This window comes from Rhodanobacter sp. sgz306013 (assembly GCF_057031145.1).
Map to the genome: position 1 here is coordinate 391,188 of NZ_JBXCIJ010000001.1, position 16,346 is coordinate 407,533.

A 16,346-nucleotide genomic window follows, 5' to 3' on the forward strand; every position below is an offset into this window, starting at 1 on the left:
TCAGCCGGCTTGCCGCGCCAGCGCCCATGCCACGTGCTCGCGCACGACAGGCGAGGGGTGGTCGGCGCGGGCGCCCAGCGCGTCGCGGATCGCCGTCGACTTCGGCGCATTGCCCAGCGCCACCGCGATGTTGCGCAGCCAGCCCTCATAGCCGGTGCGGCGTATCGCCATGCCTTCAGTGCGCGCCAGGAATTCCTCCTCGCTCCACGCGAACAGTTCGACCAGCCTCGCGCCGTCGAGGCTGTGGCGCGGCGCGAAGTCCGGCTCAGTGGCGTCCTGTGCGAACTTGTTCCAGGGGCAGACCAGCTGGCAATCGTCGCAGCCGAAGATGCGGTTGCCCATCGGTGCGCGCAGTTCCTCGGGGATCGACCCCTTCAGCTCGATCGTGAGGTAGGAGATGCAGCGGCGCGCATCGAGCCGGTACGGCGCCAGGATCGCTTGCGTCGGACAGATCTCGATGCAGCGCGTGCAACTGCCGCAATGCGCGCCGGCGGGTTCGTCTACCGGCAGCGGCAGGTCGGTATAGAGCTCGCCGAGGAAGAAGTACGAGCCGGCGCGGCGGTTGATCAGCACGGTGTGCTTGCCGATCCAGCCCAGCCCCGCGTTGCGCGCCAGCGCCTTCTCCAGCACCGGTGCGGAGTCGACGTAGGCGCGGTAGCCGAAATTGCCCACCACGCCGTGGATGCGCCCGGCCAGCTTCTGCAGGCGGTTGCGCATCAGCTTGTGGTAGTCGCGGCCCAATGCGTAGCGCGACACATAGCCGGCCTCGCCGTCGCGGATCACTTCCCAGGCGTTGCGCGTGCCGGGCGGCACGTAGTCCATGCGCACGGAGATCACGCGCTGCGTGCCCAGTTCCAGTTCGGCGGGGCGTGCGCGTTTCGCGCCGTGGCGCGCCATGTAGTCCATTTCGCCGTGGTGGCCGGCCGCGATGTAGGCCTCGAGGTGCCGTTCGTCGTCGCCCAGCGCCACGCCGCTGATGCCGGCGTCGGCAAACCCCAGTTCGCGCGCCCAGCGCTTGATGTCGCGGGCGAGGGCGGCGTAGTCGGTGGCGTGGATGGCGCGCATGTGCCCATTGTAGGCGGCGCGCGCTGCCGTCGCGGACAGGCACATGAGGCCCCGCGCCCCCGGGATGCGACGATATTGACCATCGGGAGCGGCGTGGCGCGTGCTACATTGCCGCATCGCGCCTGCTGACCGTCGATAGCGTGTTGCAACCCAGGACCAAGCGGCAACCCATTGCGTGGCTGGCATGGCTGGCCATGGCGCTGCTGGTTGTGGCACCGCTGGTGTCGCGGGTCATGCCCGCCACCGCGCCGATGGCGCACGCCATGGCGGGCGGGGATTGCGCGCATGGCACGATGCACGCCGGCGACCCCTGCAGGCACGACGGTGGGCAGGATCCGACGGATTGCTGCGGCTATTGCGTGTTGCTCGGACAGCAGTCGCTGCTGGCCTCCTGCGTCATTCTGTATCTGCTGCCTGCGGCGCCGCACGAAGCGGTGGCGGCCGTCTACCGGCTCCCATCGCTCGAGCCGCCCGCCCGCCTCTGGGCCAGCCCGCGCGGTCCGCCACGCCAGGCCTGAGCCCAGGCGAATGCCCGTGCGGATCCCGCGCCGGGCCAATGCCTGCCCTTCCATTCCGCAGCGCCACGCGCAGGTGCGCATGCCTTGGCATGCGCTTGGTTGCCGGCACAGGCGGGTACATCTACGCGCGCGCGAACCACGCCGCGTTCGTCGCGCATTTCCAGGTCAAATACAATGCGACTCACACCTTCGTCCGTGTGCAAGCCATCGCTTCGCTGCCCGCCATCGCGTGCCACGGTGCGCGTCGGAACATTCCTGCTCGCCACGATCCTCGCGCCGCAGCTTGCCCATGCCTGCGCGACCTGCGGATGCTCGTTGAGCACGGATGCCGCCACCGGTTACTCCACCGCCAGCGGGTGGCGCATCAATGTCGATTACACCTACATCGACCAGAACCAGCTTCGCCACGGCGGTAGCGCGGCGTCGCCCGACCAGGTGGTCAATCAGCCGGCCGATCCGTCGCTGGGCGGCGGCGAGATCGAGAAAGTGACCACCAACCGCTACATCAACCTCGGCGCGACCTACCGCTTCAATGCCGACTGGGGCGTGTCGTTGGTGGTGCCGTACGTCGTTCGCGACCACGAGACCTACGGGACGCAGCTGGCACCGTACACGCCGGAGGAGACCGGGCCCGGCCAGGTCAGCGGCACCCACGTAGCTGGCCTCGGCGACGTCAAGCTGATCGGCGGCTACCAGGGCTTCCTGCCAACGCACAATTTCGGCGTCCAGTTCGGCATCAAGCTGCCGACGGGGAACTACGGCGGCCAGACCGACGACGGCACGCTCGTGGGCCACCCGACCACCTTCCATTCGGGGCCGGCCCTGGGCCAAGCGCTGGACAGCAGTCTGCAGGCGGGTACCGGCAGTACCGACCTCATCGTCGGCGCCTACTACTACCAGCCCGTGAGCCAGGATTTCGACGTGTTCGTGAACGGGCAATTCCAGGCGGCGGTGCGCCAGCGGCTGGACCGGCCCGGCGCCGACTTCCGCCCGGGCAACCTGGCTTCCGCCAGCTTCGGCCTGCGCTACGAAGCCCATGCGGACTGGGTGCCGCAGCTGCAGGTCAACGTGTTCCACCGCAGTGCCGACCAGGGCGCCCTGGCCGATACGCCCGACACCGCCGGTACGGTCGCCTACCTCAGCCCCGGCGTCAGCGCCAGCCTGACCAGGAACCTGCAGTTCTATGCTTTCGTGCAACTGCCCGTGTACAGCCATCTGCAGGGATACCAGTTGTTTCCGCGCTGGACCGGCACGGTCGGCCTGAGCATGCAGCTGTAGCGCCCATGTTCGCCATGCCACTCCTGCGCCGCCTCGTCCTCGCCTGCCTGCTTTGCGCCAGCGGCATGTCGCCGGCCGCCTTCGGGAACGGCCTTCGCGTGGGCCAGCCTGCGCCCGACATCACGCTGCACACGCTGGACGGTCAGCAGCTCTCACTGCACGCGCTCCGCGGCAAGACGGTCGTCCTCACGTTCTGGGCGACCTGGTGCGGCCCTTGCCGCGAAGAGCTGCCGGTGTTGTCGCGGTACGCGCAGGAGCACGCGCACGACGGCCTCGTCGTGCTCGGGTTCAGTCTCGATACGCCGGACACGCTGGCGCAGGTGCGCCAGGTCGCGGCCACGCTGGATTTTCCGACCGGGCTGCTTGGCGACCCGCATGTCGAGGGCTACGGGCGCATCTGGCGCCTGCCCGTCAGTTTCGTGGTGGATCGGCATGGGCTGCTCGTGCACGACGGCTGGAAAGACCGGCAACCGGCCTTGACGCGGGAGCGGCTCGAACAAGTCGTCACGCCGTTGCTGGACGCCCCGCGGCATTGAGCGCTGCGGGGCGGCAGGCGTCCCCCCCCCCATCGCCGCCGCCGGAGGACCGTGGCAGCTGCCTATAATCGCCGCATGTCGCCGTCCTCCCATCGCCACGAGCTCTACACCGTCGCCCAGGTACGCGCGCTTGATCGTCGCGCGATCGAGGTGCTGGGCGTGCCCGGCTTCGAGCTGATGCGCCGCGCGGCCTGGGCGGCGTTGTCCAGCCTGCACCGGCACTGGCCGCAGGCGCGGCGCATCGCGGTGCATTGCGGACCGGGCAACAATGGCGGCGACGGTTTCCTGCTGGCCACGCTGGCGCGCGAGGCCGGGCTCCATGTGGATGTGCTCGCGCTGGGCGGTGCGTCGTCGGGCGATGCCGCGCTGGCGCGGCAGGCGTGGAGGGATGCCGGCGGTGCCGTGCGCCTGTGGCGGGCGGATGAAGCCCTGCCGGAGGCCGACGTGCACGTCGACGCGCTGTATGGCACCGGCCTGCGCCGGGCGCCGGAGCCGCCGGTGGCGGCGTTGATCGACGCCATCCAGGCAAGCAGTGCGCCGGTGCTGGCGCTGGACGTGCCCTCCGGGCTCGATGCCGATACCGGCGGCGTGCCGGGTGCGGCGATCCGCGCCGACGTGACCGTGAGTTTCATCGCCGCCAAGCGTGGCCTGCATACCGGCCATGCCGCGGCGCACGTGGGGACGCTGGAGCTCGACCTGCTGGGGCTGCCCGAATCGCTGTGGCAGGACACGCCAGCCGACGCGCAGCTGCTGGACGCCGCGCAGTTGCCGCCGCGCGCGCGCGACGCGCACAAGGGCGCGAACGGCCATGTGCTGGCGATTGGCGGGGAGCATGGGACGGCCGGCGCGATCCGCCTGTGCGGCGAGGCAGCGTTGCGCGCGGGCGCCGGCCTGGTCAGCGTGGCCACTCGCGCCGGGCATGTGCCCGCCCTGAATGCCGCGCGGCCGGAATTGATGGCCCACGGGGTGGATGGCCCGCAGGCGCTGGAGCCCCTGCTGGCGCGTGCCACTGTGCTGGCCGTGGGGCCGGGCCTGGGGCAGGGGGCCTGGAGCCACGCGCTGTGGCTCACCGCGCTGGACAGCGGCAAGCCGCTGGTGCTCGATGCCGACGGACTCAACCTGCTGGCGCGCGAGCCGCGCCGCTTCGCGCAGCCGGCCGTGCTGACGCCGCATCCCGGCGAGGCGGCACGGCTGCTCGGCGGCACGGTGGCCGAGGTGGAGGCGGACCGGTTCGCTGCCGTCCGCGCGCTGGCGGAGCGCTACCGGTCCGTGGTGGTGCTGAAGGGTTCCGGCAGCCTGGTCGCTGCTCCGGATGGACGTCTAGACGTCTGTCCATGGGGCAATCCGGGCATGGCCTCCGGCGGGATGGGCGACCTGCTCACCGGCATCGTCGCCGCACTGCTGGCCCAGACGGGCGATGCCTGGCAGGCGGCATGCCTCGGTACGGGGCTGCATGCGCGCGCCGGCGACCGCGCCGCAAGGTGCGGCGAACGCGGCCTGCTCGCCAGCGACCTGCTGGAGCCGCTGCGGGCACTCGGCAATGGGATGGACGCATGACCGAACAGTGCTGGACCCTGGCCGACGAGGCCGCCACCCTCGCCCTGGGCCGACGCTTCGCCGCTGCGCTGGACGGCGGCGGCATGGTGGTCTACCTGCACGGCGAACTGGGCGCGGGCAAGACCACCTTCACCCGTGCCCTGCTGGGCGCGCTTGCCGTGGGCGAGCGCATCAAGAGCCCCACCTACAGCCTGATCGAGGGCTACGAGGCGCAGGGACGGCCGGCCTGGCACCTGGATCTGTACCGCATCGCCGATCCCGGCGAGCTCGAATGGCTGGGCCTGGATGCGCTGTCCGAGCCATCCGCACTGGTGCTGGTGGAGTGGCCCGAGCGCGGCCGCGGTGCGCTGCCCGCGCCTGACCTCACCTTGCACCTCGCGTATGCGGACGGTGGGCGGCAGGCCCGGCTGCAGGCACATACCGCGCGGGGACGGGCGCTGCAACGGCGCCTGCACTGACGCTCCGCGCAAATCGCGGTTTTCCTTCGAAAAATACCTGGGATTGGGCGAGAGTCCGGCGTGTTTGCCTGCATCTGGCAAGTGCCACTTGCGACCGATAGCTAGATACGAGCTGACAAATTACTTGCAGGTTATGGATATTCAAGGAAAAACATCTTGCAATCCACAGGTGCCTGCGATTCAATGCGTCTTATGCGGGGATACCTGAACAGCTTGGGTGGGGTGCTTGTCGTCGCGCTGGCGTCCGCGCTGGCGCCGGTCGGCCTGCACGCGGCCGACGTCACCGCGGCGCGCGTCTGGGCCGATGCCAGCCATACCCGGCTGGTGTTCGACCTCGACGGCAAGCCGGACTACCGCATCGATCGCCGGAGCGACCAGGTGACGGTGGATCTCGCGCGCGGCAGGCTCGCGTCCGGCTACGCCGATCCCGCCGCGCAAGGCCTGTATCGCGGCATGCGCGAGGAGCGGCAGGGCGAGCAGCTGCGGCTCACCGCGACGATGACCGCCGGCAGCCAGGTGCGCAGCTTCGTACTCGCACCGTCCCAGGGCGACCACTACCGGCTGGTTGTTGACCTGCTGCCTGGCGGTGGCCTGGACAAGGCCGCGGCCGCGCCGGTCGTCGCCGCGAAGCCGGCGGCGACACGGGCTGCCGCGTCGCCGCCCACGGTCGCGACGGCCAGTGGTCGCCATGGCGGCAACGCCGTGGGCATGAGCCGCCAGATCACCCAGCAAGCCGCCGCCCTGCTGGACGGCCAGCGCAAGGTGGTGGTGTGCGTCGACGCCGGCCATGGCGGCAAGGACTCGGGAGCGATCGGTCCCGACGGTACGATGGAGAAGAATGTCACCCTTGCGGTGGCGCGCGACCTCGCGGCGCAGATCGACAAGCAGCCTGGGATGCAGGCCATCCTCACCCGCGACGGCGACTATTTCATCCCGCTGGCGCGCCGCTACCAGATCGCGCGCGAGCACGACGCCGACCTGTTCGTCTCCATCCACGCCGACTCCTATGCCAGCGGCGACGCGCGCGGTTCATCGGTGTGGGTGCTGTCCTCGCGCGGCAAGAGCTCGGTGGCGGCGCGCATGCTGGCCGACCGCGAAAACAGCTCCGACCTGATCGGTGGCGTGTCGCTGGCGTCGGAGGACGACAGCCTCGCCAAGGTGCTGCTGGACATGCAGCAGGGCTGGGCGGTGCAGGCCAGCGACGTCGTGGCCGGCAACGTCCTCAAGGCGCTGGGCCAGCTCGGTCCCACCCACCGTGGCTACGTGGAGCGCGCGAACTTCGTGGTGCTGCGTTCGCCCGATGTGCCCTCGATCCTGGTCGAGACGGCCTTCATCAGCAATCCGGCCGAGGAGCGCAAGCTGCGCGATCCCGGCCACCAGAAGGCGCTGGCCGAGGCGGTGATGAGCGGGGTGAAGAGCTACTTCGAATCCACGCCGCCGTTGGGCACCTGGTTCGCGGCACAGGCTGCGCGCCGCAACGGCACCGAACTTGCCTTGGCGCGGCGGCCCACCGCCGTCGCGCCGGCGGACGACGGCTCGGCGACGGCCGACGCCAATGTGCGCGACCTGCATCGCGTGGGCGAAGGCGAGAGCCTGCGCAGCATCGCGCGACAGTACGGCATCAGCGTGGGCGCGTTGAAGAGTGCGAACCACCTCGACGGCAACGTGGTGCGCACCGGCACGGTACTGGCGATACCCGCGAGCTGACCGCCGCGCAGCGGCGGCACGGGCAACGCAACTGCTAAAGTGCGCGGATGCCTGTCATCCGCCCGCTGCCCCCCGAGCTCATCAACCAGATCGCCGCCGGCGAGGTGATCGAGCGCCCGTCGTCCGTGGTCAAGGAACTGGTCGAGAACAGCCTCGACGCCGGCGCCACGCGCATCGAGGTGGACATCGAACAGGGCGGCGCGCGGCTGATCCGCGTGCGCGACGACGGCGGCGGCATCCCGCCCGACGAACTGCCGCTGGCTGTGGCCTCGCACGCCACCAGCAAGATCGGCAGCTTCGACGACCTGGAGCACGTGGCCAGCATGGGTTTCCGCGGCGAGGCGCTGGCCTCGGTTTCCTCGGTGGCGCGCTTCGCGCTCACCTCGCGCCAGCGCGATGCCGACGCTGCGTTCCGCATCGAGGTGGATGGCGGCAGGCTGCAGGCCGCGCGCCCCGCACAGCATCCGCCGGGCACCAGCGTGGAAGTGCGCGACCTGTTCTACAACGTGCCCGCGCGCAAGAAGTTCATGCGCGCAGAGCGCACCGAATTCGCGCATATCGACGACCTGCTGAAATCGCTTGCGCTGGCACGCGGCGGCGTGGAGTTCCGGCTCAGCCACAACGGCAAGCCGGTGCGCATCTGGAAGGCCGCGCGCGATGCGCAGGCGCAACTGGCGCGCATCGCCGAGGTGCTGGGGGAGGACTTCCCGGCGCAAAGCCTGCGCGTGGATCATGCCGCGGCGGGCATGCGCCTGTCCGGCTGGGTGGGGCTGCCCACCGCCTCGCGCGCGCAGGCCGACCAGCAGTACTTCTACGTCAACGGCCGCCTGGTGCGCGACCGCATGGTGGCGCATGCGGTGCGCCAGGCTTACGCCGACGTACTGTTCCACGGTCGCCATCCCGTCTTTGCGCTGTACCTCGAACTCGATCCGGTAGGCGTGGACGTCAACGTGCACCCGGCAAAGCACGAGGTGCGCTTCCGCGAACAGCGGCTGGTGCACGACTTCCTGTTCCGCACCCTGCACGAAGCCTTGTCGCAGACCCGTGCCGGCCAGGTGGAATCGCACGTGCAGGCGGACGATGGCCGCCTGCACATGGGCACCGCGAGCGCGCCGGCGCCGGGCATGCCGGCTATCGCACGCATGTCGTCGTGGCCGGCGCGCGCCGAACAGAACCGGCTCGCGCTGGGTGTACGCGACGAGCCGCTGGCCGATTACGCCGCGCTGTTGGGCGAACCGCCGCGCATGGCGCCGGTCGGCGCGAGCATGCCTGCGGCGGAAGAGGGCGAGGCGCCACCCCTGGGTTACGCGATCGCCCAGCTCAAGAGCATCTACGTGCTCGCCGAGAATGCGCAGGGCCTGGTGCTGGTGGACATGCACGCCGCACACGAGCGCATCACCTACGAGAAACTCAAGGGCGGCCGGGCCAGCAGCAACCTGCGCTCGCAATTGCTGCTGGTGCCGCTCAACCTGGCGGTGAGCGCGAAGGAAGCCGCCGCCGCGGAAGAGCACGCCGACGCGCTGGCCGAGTGGGGGTTGGAGCTCTCCCGCAGCGGTCCGTCCGGTGTGGTGGTGCGACGCATCCCGGCCCTGCTCGAAGGTGCCGACGTGGCCCAGCTCACCCGCGACGTGCTGGCAGAACTTGCCCAGCACGGCAGTTCGCGGCGGCTGCAGGAACTGGAGAACGAGCTGCTCTCCACCATGGCATGCCACGGCTCGGTCCGTGCAGGGCGCCGCTTGACGATCCCCGAAATGAACGCGCTGCTGCGCGAGATGGAAGCCACCGAACGCTCCGGCCAGTGCAACCATGGCCGGCCCACCTGGACGCAATTGTCCTTGTCCGAACTGGACAAGCTGTTCATGCGCGGTCGCTAGCTGCTTGCCGGGCCCGCGTTTGGACGTCCATACTCAATCCTTCCGTCGCTTCGGATCGTCCCCATGTCGCGATTCGCCGCTTTCCTGTTCGCCCTGATTTCCGGAGTCGCCGCCGTGTCCGCCGCCGAAACCCCGTCCTACACCCACGAAATCGAAGCATGGCGCGCCGCACGCGTGGCGCGGCTCACCGCGCCGGACGGCTGGCTGAGCCTGATCGGGCTGGACTGGCTGCACCAGGGCGCGAACCGGGTGGGTAGTGCGGCCGACAACGACATCGTGCTGAAAGCCGGTCCCGCGCACCTGGGCACGGTGACGCTGGCGGCTGATGGCGCGGTGCGCATTGCGCTGGCCGGTGACAGTGGCGCCACCATTGACGGCAAGCCCGTCGCCGAGGCCGCGCTGGTCGACGACATGCACGTCGCGCCCGGTGCCGCGCCCACCACGGTGCGCTTCGGCAATGCCAGCTTCTACGTGGTCGACCGCGACAACCGCAAGGCGCTGCGCGTGAAGGACAGCGACGCGGAGGCGCGCCGCGACTTCAGCGGCATCGACTACTTCCCGGTCGATCCATCCTGGCGCATCGAGGCCGACTGGGTGCCGTTCGTGCCCGCGCACGACCTTGAAATAGGCACCGCCATCGGCACCATCGACAAGGTGAGCGTGCCCGGCAAGGCGATGTTCCATCGCGACGGCCGCACGTTCGAGCTGCTGCCCTACCAGGAGGAGCCGGGCGGCGAATTGTTCTTCGTGCTGGCCGACCAGACCTCCGGCAAGCAGACATACGGCGCGGCCCGCTTCCTCTATGCGGCGCTGCCTGCCGGCGGCCTCGGCAAGCCGGGCAAGGTCGTCCTCGATTTCAACAAGGCCTACAACCCGCCTTGCGCGTTTACGCCGTTCGCCACCTGCCCGCTGGCGCCGCCGGAGAATCGGCTGGACCTGGCCGTGACCGCGGGCGAGAAGAAGTACGCCGGCGGCCACTGACCGCTGCGTTTTCCACCACCAGAGCCCGTCGCCTGATTTCCTGTCGTCGCGGGATGCGGCGGTCAGGCGCCCCTGAACGCCGCCTTGCGTTTCTCCAGGAACGCAGCCGTGCCTTCGCGCATGTCTTCGGTGGAAAACATCAACGCGAAACCCTGGGTCTCGAACTCCAGACCCTGGTCCAGCGGGGCCTCGCCGCCCTGCAACACCGCGTCGAGGATGCCGGCGGCGGCCAGTGGCGCCGCGGCGGCGAGTTGTTCGGCCAGCGCGGCCACCGTCTCGTTCAGTGCCTCGGGCGCCACCACGCGATTGACGATGCCAAGCTCGTACGCACGCTGCGCGTTGATGGTCGCGCCGGTGAGGCACAGCTCCAGCGCGGCGCTGCGGCCGGCGAGGCGCAGCAGTCGCTGGGTGCCGCCGAAGCCTGGGATCAGGCCGAGGTTGATCTCGGGCTGGCCGAATTTCGCCTTCTCGCTGGCCACGCGCAGGTGGCAGGCCATCGCCAGCTCCATGCCGCCGCCCAGCGCGAAGCCCTGGATGCGCGCGACCACCGGCTTGCCCAGCCGCTCGATGCCGGTCATCAGGCGCTGGCCGGCGCGCGAGAAACCCTGCGCCTGCACCGGCGTGTAGCCGTTCATCTCGGCGATGTCGGCGCCGGCCACGAAAGCCTTCTCGCCGGCACCGGCCAGCACCACGGCGCGCACGGCATCGTCCTGGGCGGCCTGGGCGAAGGCGATGGTGAGCTCGTTGAGGGTGTCGCGGTTCAGCGCATTGAGCTTGTCGGGACGGTTCACCGTGATGGTGCGTACCGCGCCGCGGCTGGCGATCTCGAGGTTGCGATAGGCCATGCTGGAAACTCCGACTGACTCGAAACGTGCATTTTAGCAGGGGGAACCTTTGTCGCTGCCGGGTTTCTCATGCCACGGGCGCTGCACGCGGTGCGCGAAACGCTTACGATGGGGCGTCCCGGAGTGGCCGCGGCGAGCGGCGAGGCGAGATGGAGAACGGCATGACACGACTGCGTTGGCTGCTGCCCTGCCTGCTGGTGGCCGGCATGGCGCATGCGCAGGGCCGCCCGCAGCCGCCGGCTCCAGTGAAGCTGGACAAGACCAAGCTCTCCTATGCGATCGGCTACCAGATCGGCAGCCAGTTCGTGGACGGCCGCACCCAGGCGGGCATTCCGGAGGTCGACATCGCCACGCTGCAACGTGCGATCCAGGACGCCTACAACAAGCGGGCGCCGGCGGTATCGATGCAGGCGATGCACCAGCAGCTGATCGCCTTCAACCAGCAGCTGCGCGCCGACGCGCAGGCCGAGTTCGAGCAGATCGCAGCGGCCAATGCGCGCAAGAGCGCCGCCTTCATGGCGCGCAACGCCAAGCAGCCCGGCGTGATCCAGCTGCCTTCCGGCATCCAGTATTCGGTGATCAAGCGCGGCGACAGCACGGCCAGCCCCACGGCCACCAGCACGGTGGTGGTGGATTATCGCGGCATGCTGGTAGACGGTACCGAGTTCGACAGCACCTGGGCGCACGGCGCCCCCGCGAGCATCACCGTGGACCATATGATCCCGGGCTGGCGCGACGTGATCCCGCGCATGCACGTGGGCGACCGCTGGAAGGTGGTGATCCCGCCGCAGCTGGCCTACGGCAAGGAAGGCCAGCTGCCGCGCATCGGCCCCAACGAGGCGCTGGTGTTCGAGATCGAACTGCTGGCGATCAAGCCGCCGACGCCGGATGAAGGCACGCGCTGAGAGCCTGCTCAATATCTCCGCGTCATCCGCGCCGGCTACGTGGAAATATTGAGCAGGCTCCAAGCCGCGGGGCGGGGGCGGCCTGCTGCTAACATCGCTTGCCATGTCGAACGAACTCCTCACCGCGCCGTCATCCCCGGCCACGCCGTGCATTGGCGTTTGCCGGCTGGATTCGCAGGGCTGCTGCATCGGCTGCCGCCGCACGATCGAGGAGATCGGCCGCTGGGGCGGCATGAGCGAGGCCGAGCGCCTGCACGTGATGCGCGAGGTGCTCCCCGCGCGCGCCTGCCCATGAACGACGAGTTGCTGCAGGCCTTGCGGCCGTTGTCCGTGCCGCCCATCGCGCCGGGCTGGAACCATGCCGACATGAGCGAACTGCTGGGCAACACGCGGCGTCGCCCGGCTGCGGTGCTGCTGGGCCTGCGCGAGGGCGTCCAGCCGCGGCTGGTGCTCACCGTGCGTACCGACCACCTGCAGTCGCATGCAGGGCAGGTGGCGTTTCCCGGCGGGAGCATGGACCCCGGCGACAGCGATGCGCTGGCCACCGCACTGCGCGAGAGCGAGGAGGAGATCGGACTGGATCGCACGCTGGTGACCCCGCTGGGCTACCTCGACAACTTCGAGACGATCAGCGGCTATCGCATCACCCCGGTGGTGGCGCGCATCGCCGCGAACGCGCAACTGCGCGCCTCGCCTGCGGAAGTGGCCGAGGTATTCGAGGTGCCGCTGGCGTTCTTCCTTGAACCGGCGAATCTGCGCCGTTATGTCATGGAATACCGCGGGCACCGGCGCGACATGGTGGAGTTCGTGCACGGCGGGCACCGCATCTGGGGCGCCACCGCGGCGATCCTGCTGAACCTGCTGAAGAGGATGGGACGCGCATGAAGAGCACGCTGGTCTCCGCGGCCGAACTGGCGGCGCTGCCGCCTGGCGAAGTGCTGGTCGTCGACTGCCGCAAGGATCTTGCCGATCCGGCGAAGGGGCGGCTCGATTACCTCGCCGGTCATATCCCTGGCGCGATCTACGCCGAGCTCGACACCGATCTCTCCGACCTTTCCCTGCAGTCGCAGGGGCTGGGCCGTCATCCGCTGCCGTCCGCCGCGGCATTCGCCGCCGTGCTCGGCCGCTGGGGCTGGCACCCGGGCCTGCAGGTGGTGGCCTATGACGCTGGCAGCAGCGCGCTGGCCGCCGCACGGTTGTGGTGGCTGCTGCGCTACGCCGGCCAATTCGCGGTGGCCGTGCTCGATGGCGGCCTTGCCGCGTGGCAGGCCGCGGGCCTGCCGGTGGAAACCGCCGTGCCGCAACGCGTGCCGAGCACGGTTTCGGTGCGCTTCGATCCCACGCGGGTGGTGCTTGACCACGCGGCGCTGCATGCCGCGCCTGCGCCGCTGCTGCTCGACGCCCGCGCCGCGCCGCGCTACCGCGGCGATACCGAGCCGCTCGACCCCGTCGCCGGTCACGTGCCCGGCGCGCTGAACCGCCCGTTCGCCGACAACCTCGCCGCGGATGGCTGCTTCAAGGGCGTGTTGGAGCTCCGGCACGATTTCCTCGCGGTGCTCGGCGCACGCGCGCCATCCGACGTTGTGCACATGTGCGGCTCCGGCGTCACCGCGTGCCACAACCTGCTGGCGATGGAACACGCCGGCCTGGCCGGTTCGCGCCTGTATGCGCCGTCGTGGAGTGGCTGGGTGAGCGACCGCTCGCGGCCGGTGGCGACAGGCGGGTCGTGAGCAGCGTGCGATGACCTCGGCCATGGGGTCGCACGGCGTCCGCGTCGCAGGTTTCGATCCGCGCCGGCGCGAGGCGTTCGCCACGCTCAACATCGAATGGCTGGAGCACTGGCTCGTGGTCGAGGACTACGACCGCGAAGTGCTGGGCAACCCCGGGCAGCACATCCTCGCGCATGGCGGCCACATACTGTTCGCCATCGACGGGGAGGAGCGCCCACTCGGCACGGTCGCATTGAAGCACGAGGGCGACGGCGTCTACGAACTGACCAAGATGGCGGTGTCGCCCGAGGCGCGTGGCCGCGGCGTCGGCCGCTGATGGACGCGGCGCTGGACCTTTACCGCACACTGGATGCGCGCGAGCTGTACCTGGAATCCAGCAGCCTGCTGCGGCCGGCGCTGGCGCTGTATGAGAGCGTCGGCTTCCGCCATCATCCCGCGCCACGCGCGGAGTCTCACTACGCGCGAGCGGATGTGCACATGATCTGGGAGCCTTGAGCGGGGTCAGGCCTTGCTCTTGAGGCGCGCCACCAGCGCCTGCAGCGTGGCCTGCGTCTGCGGGTGGTAGAAACCCTCGACGAAGTCGTCGATCGGCAGCGCATCCACGTCGGCCCATACCTCGACCAGGTCGGCACGCGCGAGGCGGCGCGTGGCGAGCATGGCATGTGCCGGGAGTGCCAGCAGTTCGTCCATCCAGTGCAGCGCCCGGGTGGCCACCTGGTCGATGCCGGTGGTCTCGTCGACGAAGCCGCAGGCCAGCGCCTCCTGCGCGTCGACCATCGCACCGGACACCAGCAGGCGCTCGGCGCGGTACGCGCCCACCACGCGGCGCAGCGCGAGCTGGATGCAGTCGGGCACGGTGAGGCCTACCTGGACCTCGTTGAGGCCGATCTTGTACGGGCCCTGCGCCATCACGCGGTAGTCGCACATCAGCGCCAGCACGGCGCCACCGGCGGGGCTGTGGCCGGTGATCGCGGCAGCCACCGGCACCGGCGAACAGGCCAGTGCGGCGGCGGTGGCGAAGAGCTCGCGCCAATAGGCGCGCGTGCCGGCGCGATCCATCTGCAGTACTGCGGGCACGTCCACGCCGGCGGAAAACATGCCCGGTACGCCGGAAATCACCATGCCGCGCGCGCCGCCGGCAAGAGCGCCGGAAACCGCCGAGCGCAGCGCGTGCAGCAGTTCCAGGTTCAGCGCGTTGACCGGCGGGCGGGCCAGCCGGATTTCGGCGATGGCGTCGTGCTGGATGACTTCGAGCATGGCGGACTCCGGGTTATTCGGTTGTCGTAGGAGCGCATCCCGTGCGCGATGGCTCTGGCGTTGGATCGAAGCAAAAGCCATCGCGCACAGGGTGCGCCCCTACGGTTTCTCAAGGCTGCGGATGCTGGTCCGCGGTCCAGCTGTAGCGTACGGCGTAGTCCAGCACGGCCTTGCCGTTGGCGGGCACGGCCACGCGGAACTCCAGCGTGTCGGTGGTCTGCCGGCTGGGCTGCTGGCTGGACGAGACTAGCTTCCACTCGCGCCAGCGGTTGGGGTGCTCGCGCACGGTAACGGTGCGCGCGCTGTCGCCGGCATTCGTCAGCGTGATGCGGAAGGCTTCGTCCAGCGTACGGCCGGCCTGGTCCACGTGGAAGGCGGTGCGCTCGCGCCGGGCGCGCAGGTCGAAGGCCTGGCCCAGCGCGATGGTGGCCTCGCCTCCCTTGGGCGTGTCCTCGATGCGGCCTTCACCGATGAATTGCGGCATGCCGTGGCTGTCCTGCGCGAGCACGCGCAGGTAGCCGGCCGGCAGGCTGTCGAAGGCGTTGAGTTTCAGGGTGCCGACGATGGTGCCGCTACCGTCGCTGCCGCTGAAGTCGCGGCCCAGCATCGGCTGCGGCGGCTGCCAGCCACCGCCGTTCTCGATCAGGTTGGTGCGCTCGCAGCGCAGCGAGCGCGTGGCGTACAACGGTACCTGGCTGACGCTGCCGTCGGGCAGGTTCACAGGCGCGGGCAGGGTATAGCTGCGGTAATTGTCCATCTGCGCCTGTTCGGGCATGGGCGCGGCGGCGTAGGCCTTGGCCTGCATCATCATCGGGCGCGGCGCCGAGGCTTTGGCGAAGTTCGGTTCGCCCGCGACCAGGGTGAGTCTCGCCTCGCGCCAGTCGCGGCCGCTGCGGTTGGCGATGCTGGCGCGCGATTCGAACTGCATGCGGCAGCCGTCCCCGGGTTGCAGCGTGGCGACGTAGGCGGCGCGCCAGCCCAGGCCACTGGTGGGATAGCTGAGCACCGCCGCGGTATTGCCGCCACGCGACGCATCGACGCGCAGGCGCAGGCTGGAGCCGCTGGGGAAGTCGCCGCCGCCGACGCGCACGCCGGCGTACTGGCGGATCCAGCTGGTGCCGGCGGCGCCGACTATCATCAAGCCGTCACTGCCGGCGCGCAGCAGGGTGCCGGCAGCGAGCGTCTGGCCACTGTCGCCGAGCACGGTGACCTCGCGGCCGAGCAGGCCGGTCAGTGCGGCATTGCCGCCCTGGCCCAGCAGCAGGCGCTGCGAGAGCACCCTGGCGCTGCCGTCGGGAAAACCCAGCGCCAGGGCCTCGGCATCGAGGTGGTCGGGCAGGTCGCCCAGGGTGAGGTCCTGCAGGCCGGGCTTGAGCGTGAGCGCGCGCTGTTCGCGCACCACCGCATAGCCATCGTCGACATTGCCGTCGCCGCTGCTGGCGTACAGCGCGGCGCTGTCGCTGCGGTACAGCGTGATGTCGGCGCCATTCGCGGCGGGTGTCGCCGCGCGGACCGGCGTGGCGAAGGCCAGGCCGGCGACGCAGGCGAGCGCGAGGGCGGAGAGAACGGGCTGGTTCATGGTGCAGCTCCTTGGGGAGGGAGTACGGAGGCAACCGGGAAAGAAGCATGCCTTGC

Annotated in this window: 16 protein-coding genes and 1 pseudogene; 13 read left to right on the forward strand and 4 right to left on the reverse strand. The window is 70.1% G+C overall.

Translation table 11 applies throughout. From position 1 onward, the window contains the following. Positions 1-1,065, reverse strand: a complete 1,065-nt coding sequence (gene queG, locus AC2EWF_RS01840; protein WP_483637652.1) for a tRNA epoxyqueuosine(34) reductase QueG — start codon at positions 1,063-1,065, stop codon at positions 1-3. A 140-nt stretch (positions 1,066-1,205) separates the two neighbouring features. Here queG and AC2EWF_RS01845 point away from each other — a divergent pair, with 140 nt between their 5' ends. From AC2EWF_RS01845 to AC2EWF_RS01880, 8 genes are all read left to right on the forward strand, one after another. Then, the gene (locus AC2EWF_RS01845; RefSeq protein ID WP_483637653.1) at positions 1,206-1,583 is read left to right on the forward strand and encodes a DUF2946 domain-containing protein; all 378 of its coding nucleotides are present in this window, start codon (positions 1,206-1,208) and stop codon (positions 1,581-1,583) included. A 315-nt stretch (positions 1,584-1,898) separates the two neighbouring features. Next, positions 1,899-2,861: a transporter gene (locus tag AC2EWF_RS01850; RefSeq protein WP_483637654.1), complete on the forward strand. Its 963-nt coding sequence runs from the start codon at positions 1,899-1,901 to the stop codon at positions 2,859-2,861. A gap of 5 nt (positions 2,862-2,866) precedes the next feature. Next, complete coding sequence (locus tag AC2EWF_RS01855) at positions 2,867-3,397, forward strand: peroxiredoxin family protein (protein ID WP_483637655.1); 531 nt, start codon at positions 2,867-2,869, stop codon at positions 3,395-3,397. 75 nt (positions 3,398-3,472) lie between these two features. Beyond that, positions 3,473-4,954 carry an NAD(P)H-hydrate dehydratase gene (locus AC2EWF_RS01860; protein WP_483638243.1) on the forward strand — a complete coding sequence of 494 codons (1,482 nt, stop codon included), beginning with the start codon at positions 3,473-3,475 and terminating at the stop codon, positions 4,952-4,954. After that, positions 4,951-5,412 (forward strand): tRNA (adenosine(37)-N6)-threonylcarbamoyltransferase complex ATPase subunit type 1 TsaE, encoded by a 462-nt coding sequence (gene tsaE / locus AC2EWF_RS01865; protein ID WP_483637656.1) that lies wholly within the window; start codon positions 4,951-4,953, stop codon positions 5,410-5,412. Before AC2EWF_RS01860 ends, tsaE begins: the two co-directional genes overlap by 4 nt. 192 nt (positions 5,413-5,604) lie before the next feature. Beyond that, positions 5,605-7,119: an N-acetylmuramoyl-L-alanine amidase gene (locus AC2EWF_RS01870; protein ID WP_483638244.1), complete on the forward strand. Its 1,515-nt coding sequence runs from the start codon at positions 5,605-5,607 to the stop codon at positions 7,117-7,119. A gap of 47 nt (positions 7,120-7,166) precedes the next feature. Further along, entirely contained in the window at positions 7,167-8,993 is a 1,827-nt protein-coding gene (gene mutL, locus AC2EWF_RS01875; protein WP_483637657.1) for a DNA mismatch repair endonuclease MutL, read from the forward strand. A gap of 63 nt (positions 8,994-9,056) precedes the next feature. Beyond that, complete coding sequence (locus tag AC2EWF_RS01880) at positions 9,057-9,974, forward strand: DUF1684 domain-containing protein (RefSeq protein ID WP_483637658.1); 918 nt, start codon at positions 9,057-9,059, stop codon at positions 9,972-9,974. 62 nt (positions 9,975-10,036) lie between these two features. Here the strand turns inward: AC2EWF_RS01880 and AC2EWF_RS01885 are convergent, their stop codons facing one another. Then, positions 10,037-10,819, reverse strand: coding sequence for an enoyl-CoA hydratase-related protein (locus AC2EWF_RS01885; protein WP_483637659.1), 783 nt, complete (start codon positions 10,817-10,819; stop codon positions 10,037-10,039). Positions 10,820-10,980: 161 nt separating this feature from the next. Here AC2EWF_RS01885 and bamJ point away from each other — a divergent pair, with 161 nt between their 5' ends. From bamJ to AC2EWF_RS01910, 5 genes and pseudogenes are all read left to right on the forward strand, one after another. Continuing rightward, positions 10,981-11,724, forward strand: coding sequence for a BamJ family beta-barrel-assembly machinery protein (bamJ, locus tag AC2EWF_RS01890; RefSeq protein WP_483637660.1), 744 nt, complete (start codon positions 10,981-10,983; stop codon positions 11,722-11,724). 103 nt (positions 11,725-11,827) lie between these two features. Beyond that, positions 11,828-12,609: pseudogene (locus AC2EWF_RS01895) on the forward strand (CoA pyrophosphatase). Next, complete coding sequence (locus AC2EWF_RS01900; protein ID WP_483637661.1) at positions 12,606-13,454, forward strand: sulfurtransferase; 849 nt, start codon at positions 12,606-12,608, stop codon at positions 13,452-13,454. Before AC2EWF_RS01895 ends, AC2EWF_RS01900 begins: the two are co-directional and overlap by 4 nt. 10 nt (positions 13,455-13,464) lie before the next feature. Then, positions 13,465-13,770 (forward strand): GNAT family N-acetyltransferase, encoded by a 306-nt coding sequence (locus AC2EWF_RS01905; RefSeq protein ID WP_483637662.1) that lies wholly within the window; start codon positions 13,465-13,467, stop codon positions 13,768-13,770. Further along, on the forward strand, positions 13,770-13,949 hold the full coding sequence (locus AC2EWF_RS01910) for an N-acetyltransferase (RefSeq protein WP_483637663.1): 180 nt from the start codon (positions 13,770-13,772) through the stop codon (positions 13,947-13,949). Before AC2EWF_RS01905 ends, AC2EWF_RS01910 begins: the two co-directional genes overlap by 1 nt. A 6-nt stretch (positions 13,950-13,955) precedes the next feature. On the opposite strand, the gene AC2EWF_RS01915 is transcribed toward AC2EWF_RS01910, so the two are convergent. Both AC2EWF_RS01915 and AC2EWF_RS01920 read right to left on the reverse strand, forming a co-directional pair. Beyond that, a complete protein-coding gene (locus AC2EWF_RS01915) occupies positions 13,956-14,711 on the reverse strand; it encodes an enoyl-CoA hydratase/isomerase family protein (protein ID WP_483637664.1) in 756 nt (251 codons plus the stop codon). 109 nt (positions 14,712-14,820) lie between these two features. Continuing rightward, positions 14,821-16,290 carry a DUF4139 domain-containing protein gene (locus AC2EWF_RS01920; RefSeq protein ID WP_483637665.1) on the reverse strand — a complete coding sequence of 490 codons (1,470 nt, stop codon included), beginning with the start codon at positions 16,288-16,290 and terminating at the stop codon, positions 14,821-14,823. Positions 16,291-16,346 lie beyond the last annotated feature (56 nt).

What these genes read in the sequence shown, in the direction of transcription:
- AC2EWF_RS01885 (WP_483637659.1), bottom strand. Translation starts at nt 10,819, where the DNA reads ATGGCCTATCGCAACCTCGAGATCGCCAGCCGCGGCGCGGTACGCACC.
- AC2EWF_RS01855 (WP_483637655.1), top strand. Translation starts at nt 2,867, where the DNA reads ATGTTCGCCATGCCACTCCTGCGCCGCCTCGTCCTCGCCTGCCTGCTT.
- AC2EWF_RS01915 (WP_483637664.1), bottom strand. Translation starts at nt 14,711, where the DNA reads ATGCTCGAAGTCATCCAGCACGACGCCATCGCCGAAATCCGGCTGGCC.
- AC2EWF_RS01905 (WP_483637662.1), top strand. Translation starts at nt 13,465, where the DNA reads ATGACCTCGGCCATGGGGTCGCACGGCGTCCGCGTCGCAGGTTTCGAT.
- bamJ (WP_483637660.1), top strand. Translation starts at nt 10,981, where the DNA reads ATGACACGACTGCGTTGGCTGCTGCCCTGCCTGCTGGTGGCCGGCATG.
- AC2EWF_RS01920 (WP_483637665.1), bottom strand. Translation starts at nt 16,290, where the DNA reads ATGAACCAGCCCGTTCTCTCCGCCCTCGCGCTCGCCTGCGTCGCCGGC.
- queG (WP_483637652.1), bottom strand. Translation starts at nt 1,065, where the DNA reads ATGCGCGCCATCCACGCCACCGACTACGCCGCCCTCGCCCGCGACATC.
- tsaE (WP_483637656.1), top strand. Translation starts at nt 4,951, where the DNA reads ATGACCGAACAGTGCTGGACCCTGGCCGACGAGGCCGCCACCCTCGCC.
- AC2EWF_RS01910 (WP_483637663.1), top strand. Translation starts at nt 13,770, where the DNA reads ATGGACGCGGCGCTGGACCTTTACCGCACACTGGATGCGCGCGAGCTG.
- AC2EWF_RS01870 (WP_483638244.1), top strand. Translation starts at nt 5,605, where the DNA reads ATGCGGGGATACCTGAACAGCTTGGGTGGGGTGCTTGTCGTCGCGCTG.
- AC2EWF_RS01900 (WP_483637661.1), top strand. Translation starts at nt 12,606, where the DNA reads ATGAAGAGCACGCTGGTCTCCGCGGCCGAACTGGCGGCGCTGCCGCCT.
- mutL (WP_483637657.1), top strand. Translation starts at nt 7,167, where the DNA reads ATGCCTGTCATCCGCCCGCTGCCCCCCGAGCTCATCAACCAGATCGCC.
- AC2EWF_RS01860 (WP_483638243.1), top strand. Translation starts at nt 3,473, where the DNA reads ATGTCGCCGTCCTCCCATCGCCACGAGCTCTACACCGTCGCCCAGGTA.
- AC2EWF_RS01880 (WP_483637658.1), top strand. Translation starts at nt 9,057, where the DNA reads ATGTCGCGATTCGCCGCTTTCCTGTTCGCCCTGATTTCCGGAGTCGCC.